At 70.5% G+C, this 6,000-nt stretch carries 4 protein-coding genes; all 4 read left to right on the forward strand.

Annotated features, from left to right (window positions below; all coding sequences use genetic code 11):
* The first annotated feature begins 95 nt into the window (after positions 1–95).
* The 4 genes from phoB to ppx all read left to right on the forward strand — a co-directional run bounded on the left by phoB (position 96) and on the right by ppx (position 5,898).
* Entirely contained in the window at positions 96–785 is a 690-nt protein-coding gene (gene phoB / locus LRX76_RS15305) for a phosphate regulon transcriptional regulator PhoB (protein ID WP_231806492.1), read from the forward strand.
* 54 nt (positions 786–839) lie between these two features.
* Positions 840–2,174, forward strand: a complete 1,335-nt coding sequence (phoR, locus tag LRX76_RS15310) for a phosphate regulon sensor histidine kinase PhoR (protein ID WP_231806493.1) — start codon at positions 840–842, stop codon at positions 2,172–2,174.
* 67 nt (positions 2,175–2,241) lie between these two features.
* Positions 2,242–4,335, forward strand: a complete 2,094-nt coding sequence (gene ppk1 / locus LRX76_RS15315) for a polyphosphate kinase 1 (protein WP_231806494.1) — start codon at positions 2,242–2,244, stop codon at positions 4,333–4,335.
* A 36-nt stretch (positions 4,336–4,371) separates the two neighbouring features.
* Positions 4,372–5,898 (forward strand): exopolyphosphatase, encoded by a 1,527-nt coding sequence (gene ppx, locus LRX76_RS15320; protein ID WP_231806495.1) that lies wholly within the window; start codon positions 4,372–4,374, stop codon positions 5,896–5,898.
* Positions 5,899–6,000: the final 102 nt, after the last annotated feature.

Below are 6,000 nucleotides of genomic sequence, written 5' to 3' on the forward strand. Positions count from 1 at the left end.
GGGAATACGGCCACGCGCACCGCGCCCCCTGTCACCGGAGCGTCACAAAACCGTAGTCTACTGGCACCCTCCCTTGGCGACTCCCGGTAGCACGCGTGCAGAAACGCATCCTGATCGTCGACGACGAACCCGCGATCCGCGACATGGTGGCCTTCGCCCTGCGCAAGGGCGAGTTCGAGCCGGTGCATGCCGGCGACGCGCGCGAGGCGCAGACCGCCATCGTCGACCGCGTCCCCGACCTGATCCTGCTGGACTGGATGCTGCCCGGCACCAGCGGCCTGGAGCTGGCCCGGCGCTGGCGCCGCGACGATCTCACCCGCGACATCCCGATCATCATGCTCACCGCCCGCGGCGAGGAGAACGACCGTGTCGGCGGGCTGGAAGCCGGCGTGGACGACTACGTGGTCAAGCCGTTCTCGGCACGCGAGCTGCTGGCGCGCATCCGCGCGGTGATGCGGCGCTCGCGCGAGGACGACGAGGACGGCAGCGTGAGCGTCGGCCCGCTGCGCATCGACGGTGCCGCGCACCGGCTGTTCGCCGGCAGCGCGCCGGTAACGATCGGCCCCACCGAGTACCGCCTGCTGCACTTCTTCATGACCCACGCCGAGCGCGTGTACACCCGCGCCCAGCTGCTCGACCACGTCTGGGGCGGCAGCGTGTACGTGGAAGAGCGCACGGTGGACGTGCACATCCGCCGCCTGCGCAAGACGCTGGAGCCGTTCGCCGCGCAGGACATGGTGCAGACCGTGCGCGGCGCCGGCTACCGGTTCTCGGCGGCGGTCTGAGGCGCCGGCCGCGGCACCTTGCCGCGCGCCCTTTCCACCCCCACTGAATCCGACATGCCCGAACACATCCGCTCAGCCTGGTTGCGCACGCTCGGTGCAGTGGCGCTGGCGCTGCTGGCCGCCACCGTGGTCGGCGCGTTGGCCGGGAATGCATGGATGGGGCTGGCGCTGGCGGCACTGGCGGCGGTGGCCTGGCACTACTGGCGCCTGCGCCGGGTGCTGCGCCGGCTGACCGCGCGCCAGCGCTGGGAGCCGCCGCGCGGCGACGGCGTCTGGAACGAGCTGGACCGGCTGCTGTTCCGCAGCCAGCGCGAGATGCGCATGCGCAAGCGGCGCCTGCTGGACATGCTGCGCACCTACCGCGCCGCCGCCGCGGCGCTGCCCGACGCGGTGGTGGTGGTGGACCGCAACAGCCAGCGCGTGCAGTGGTTCAACGAGGCGGCGACCACCCTGCTCGGGCTGCACCATCCGCGCGACCTCGGCACGCCGGTGGTCGAGCGCCTGCAGCCGCTGCCGCTGGCGCAGTGGCTGGCCAGCGGCCGCAATGCCGAGCCGATGCTCGATGCGCCCTCGCCGGCGGACCCGCAGCTGCGCCTGAACATGCGGCTGATCCCGTACTCGGAGGACTACTGGCTGCTGGTGGCGCGCGACGTCAGCAAGCTGCTGCGGCTGGAACAGGTGCGGCAGGACTTCGTCGCCAACGTCTCGCACGAACTACGCACGCCGCTGACGGTGGTGCACGGCTACCTGGACATGCTCGATCCGGAAGACCTGCCCGAGTACGCGCCGATGCTGGCGGAGATGCGCAACCAGTCCCAGCGCATGACCCAGCTGGTGGAGGACCTGCTCACGCTGTCGCGCCTGGAGTCGCAGGAGGATTCCAACGCCGAGGAGCCGGTGCCGATGCGGCCGATGCTGGCCACGCTGCGGCGCGAGGCCGAGGCCCACAGCCAGGGACGCCATACCATCGAGATGTCCGACGAGGCCGGCTGCGACCTGCTGGGATCGGGCAAGGAGCTGCACAGCGCCTTCTCCAACCTGGTCACCAACGCGGTGCGCTACACCCCGGCCGGGGGTACCGTGCGCGTACGCTTCGCCCGCGAGGGCGCCGGCGTGGTGCTGGAGGTGCACGATACCGGCTACGGCATACCCTCCAGCCACCTGCCGCGGCTGACCGAACGCTTCTACCGCGTCTCCAGCAGCCGCTCGCGCGAGAGCGGCGGCACCGGACTGGGGCTGTCGATCGTCAAGCACGTGCTCGGCCGCCACCAGGCACGGCTGCAGATCGTGAGCGAAGTCGGCCGCGGCAGCTGCTTCTCCTGCCACTTCGGCGCCGCCCGGGTGCTGTCGCGGCACGCCGTCGACGTCGCGCCCCCGCCTGCGGCGTGATATGGATGGCGTCGGTGCCGACGAACACCCATCGCGGCCCAACACTCACCGTCTACCGAAATCACCCATGACCCGCGTCCTCCCCGCCCTGCCCAAGCCCACCCAGAACTCGCCCGACCCGCTGCGCGAGCCGGCGCTGTACCTCAACCGCGAGCTGTCGCAGCTGGACTTCAACTTCCGCGTGCTGGCGCAGGCGCTGGACGAGGGCGTGCCGCTGCTGGAACGGCTGCGCTTCCTGTGCATTTCCTGCACCAACCTGGACGAGTTCTTCGAGATCCGCGCCGCCACCGTGCGCCACGCGCAGGACTTCGGGCTGCCGCCGGCGCCGGACGGGATGAGTTCGCAGGCGATCCTGGACGCCATCCACGACCGCGCCGCCAACCTGGTGGAGCAGCAGTACCACTGCTGGAACCACGTGCTGCGCCCGGCGCTGAAGGCAGCGGGCATCGGCGTGCTCGGGCGCAACTCCTGGAACGCGCGGCAGAAGCGCTGGCTGCGCGCCTACTTCCGCAACGAGATCATGCCGGTGCTGTCGCCGCTGGGGCTGGACCCGGCGCACCCGTTCCCGAAGATCCTCAACAAGTCGCTCAACATCGTCGTGGTGCTGGAAGGCACCGACGCCTTCGGCCGCAGCGGCCACCTGGCGATCGTGCGCGCGCCGCGCTCGCTGCCGCGCATCATCCGCCTGCCCAAGAGCCTGTCCGACGACGGCCAGGACTTCGTGTTCCTGTCCTCGGTGCTGTCGTACTTCGTCGGCGAGCTGTTCCCGGGCATGGAGGTCAAGGGCGCCTACCAGTTCCGCGTCACCCGCAACTCGGAGCTGGTGGTGGACGAGGACGAGGTGGAGAACCTGGCGCTGGCGCTGCGCGACGAGCTGGTCGACCGCGGCTACCGGCCGGCGGTGCGGCTGGAGATCGCCGAGGACTGCCCCAAGCCGATCATCCGCACCCTGCTGCACAACTTCGAGCTGTCCGAGAACGCGGTCTACCGCATCGACGGGCCGGTCAACCTCAACCGCGTGGTGCAGGTCTACGACATGGTGCAGCGCCCGGAGCTGAAGTACCCGGCGTTCGTCCCGCGCACGCTGCACGACAGCGACAGCATCTTCGGCATCGTCGCCCATGGCGACGTGCTGCTGCACCACCCGTTCGACGCGTTCACCGCGGTGCTGGACCTGATCCGCCAGGCCGCCGTCGATCCGCAGGTGCTGGCGATCAAGCAGACGCTGTACCGCACCGGCAAGGACTCGGCGATCGTCGAGGCGCTGATCCTGGCCGCGCACAACGGCAAGGACGTGACCGTGGTGGTGGAGCTGATGGCGCGCTTCGACGAGGAGGCCAACCTGGGCCTGGCCGACCGCCTGCAGGAGGCCGGGGTGCAGGTGGTGTACGGCGTGGTCGGCTTCAAGACCCACGCCAAGATGCTGCTGGTGGTGCGCCGCGAGGGCCGCAAGCTGCGCCGCTACGTGCACATGGGCACCGGCAACTACCACAGCGGCACCGCGCGCGCCTACACCGACCTGGGCCTGATCACCGCCGACCCGGAGATCGGCAACGACGTGCACATGCTGTTCCAGCAGCTTTCCGGGCTCACCGCCAAGGTCAAGCTCAGGCGCCTGCTGCAATCGCCCTTCACCCTGCACGCGGGCATCCTGCAGCGGATCGAGCGCGAGACCCGGCATGCGCGGGCCGGCAGGCCGGCGCGCATCATCGCCAAGATGAACGCGCTCAACGAGCCGCAGGTGATCCGCGCGCTGTACACCGCCTCGCAGGCCGGGGTGCGGATCGACCTGATCGTGCGCGGCGCATGCACGCTGCGCCCCGGGGTTGCGGGCGTGTCCGACAACATCCGGGTGCGCTCGGTGATCGGCCGCTTCCTCGAGCACAGCCGCGTGTACTGGTTCGCCAACGACGGTGCGCCGGAAACCTACTGCGCCAGCGCCGACTGGCTCGAGCGCAACCTGCTGCGGCGCGTGGAGACCTGCTTCCCGATCCTGGACCCGAAGCTGATCGAGCGCATCGAGCACGAGGTGCTGCAGAACTACCTGGACGACAACCTCAACGCCTGGGAACTGCGCGCCGACGGCTGCTACCACAAGCTGCGGCCCGAGCCGGGCCAGCCCCCGCATTCGGCACAGATGGCGCTGCTGGGCACGCTCTGACGCCGCCGGGGCGGGGCATCGGCTACCATTCGCGCCATGCCCTATTCCTCCCTGACCACGCCACCGCTGCAGGATGGCGACCTGCTGGCCGCCATCGACCTGGGCTCCAACAGCTTCCACATGGTCATCGCCCGCTATCTGCTCGGGCAACTGCGGGTCGTGGACCGGTTGCGCGAGACGGTGCGCATGGCCGACGGGCTGGACGGCAAGGGCGGGCTCTCGGCCGAGGCGCGGCAGCGCGCGCTGGAATGCCTGGCCCGCTTCGGCCAGCGCATCCGCGAGGTGCCGTCGCTGCGCATCCGCGCGCTGGCCACCAACACCGTGCGCCAGCTGCGCTCGCCGCAGGCGTTCCTGATGCCGGCCGAGACCGCGCTCGGCCACGCCATCGAGGTGGTCAGCGGCCGCGAGGAGGCGCGCCTGATCTACCTGGGCGTGGCCCACGCGCAGCCGCCCAAGCAGGACCAGCGACGGCTGGTGATCGACATCGGCGGCGGTTCCACCGAGTTCATCATCGGCCGCGGCTTCCAGACCCTGGAGCGCGAGAGCCTGCAGGCCGGCTGCATCGCCAGCACGCGGCGTTTCTTCCCCGGCGGCAAGCTGACCAAGAAGCGCTGGAAGGAGGCGCTGACCGAGATCGGCAGCGAGTTCCAGCAGTTCGCCACCCAGTACCGCGAGATCGGCTGGCACGAGGCCATCGGCTCCTCCGGCACCCACAAGGCGATCGGCGAGATCTGCGCGGCGATGAAGCTGACCAAGGGCGCGATCACCGCCGAGGCGCTGCCGCTGCTGCGCGACGAGCTGCTCAAGGCCAAGCGCATCGAGGACATCCAGCTGCCCGGGCTGTCCGGCGAGCGCCGTCCGATCATCGCCGGCGGCGTGCTGGTGCTGGAGGCGGCGTTCAAGGCGCTGGGGCTGGAGAAGCTCGCGGTGAGCAAGGCGGCCATGCGCGAGGGCATCCTCTACGACATGCTCGGCCGCGCCGGCGACAACGATCCGCGCGACACCTCGGTGGCGGCGCTGATCCGGCGCTACGGCATCGACGAGACCCAGGCCGACCGCGTCGAGGCCACGGCGATGCGCCTGTTCGCGCAGGTCGCCAAGGCCTGGTCGCTGGACGAGGACGATGCACGCATGCTCGGCTGGGCCGCGCGCCTGCAGGAACTCGGGCTGGCCATCGCGCACAGCGGCTACCACGTGCACGGCGCCTACGTGCTCGAGCACTCGGACATCGCCGGCTTCTCGCGCCAGGAGCAGCTGCTGCTGTCCACGCTGGTGCGCACCCATCGCCGCAGCGTGCCCAAGTCCGTGTTCGAGGCGCTGCCCGAACGCCTGGTACCCACCGCGCGCCGGCTGGCGGCGCTGCTGCGGCTGGCGGTGCTGCTGCACCGCGCCCACGAGTCCGACCCCATTCCCACGCTCGACCTGACTGCCGAGAACGACACCCTGTCGCTGATCGTGTCGCAGGCCTGGATCGAGGCCCGCCCGCTGCTACGCGCCGACATGCTGGCCGAGGTCGAGGGCATCGCCGGCCTGGGCATCGGCTTCAGGCCGTTTGTGGCTTGAGGGCCGGGATTGGGGATTCGGGATTGGGGATTGGTTGAAGCAAAAGCGCCCTTGCCAATCCCCCCACCCCCATGCCCCAACCCCGCCCCCCAGGAACCCCGG

This window comes from Stenotrophomonas sp. MMGLT7 (genome assembly GCF_021168555.1).
Lineage (GTDB): Bacteria > Pseudomonadota > Gammaproteobacteria > Xanthomonadales > Xanthomonadaceae > MMGLT7.

Bases quoted from the DNA above. Each gene is read 5' to 3' on its own strand.
- ppx (WP_231806495.1), top strand. From the start codon at position 4,372: ATGCCCTATTCCTCCCTGACCACGCCACCGCTGCAGGATGGCGACCTG.
- phoR (WP_231806493.1), top strand. From the start codon at position 840: ATGCCCGAACACATCCGCTCAGCCTGGTTGCGCACGCTCGGTGCAGTG.
- ppk1 (WP_231806494.1), top strand. From the start codon at position 2,242: ATGACCCGCGTCCTCCCCGCCCTGCCCAAGCCCACCCAGAACTCGCCC.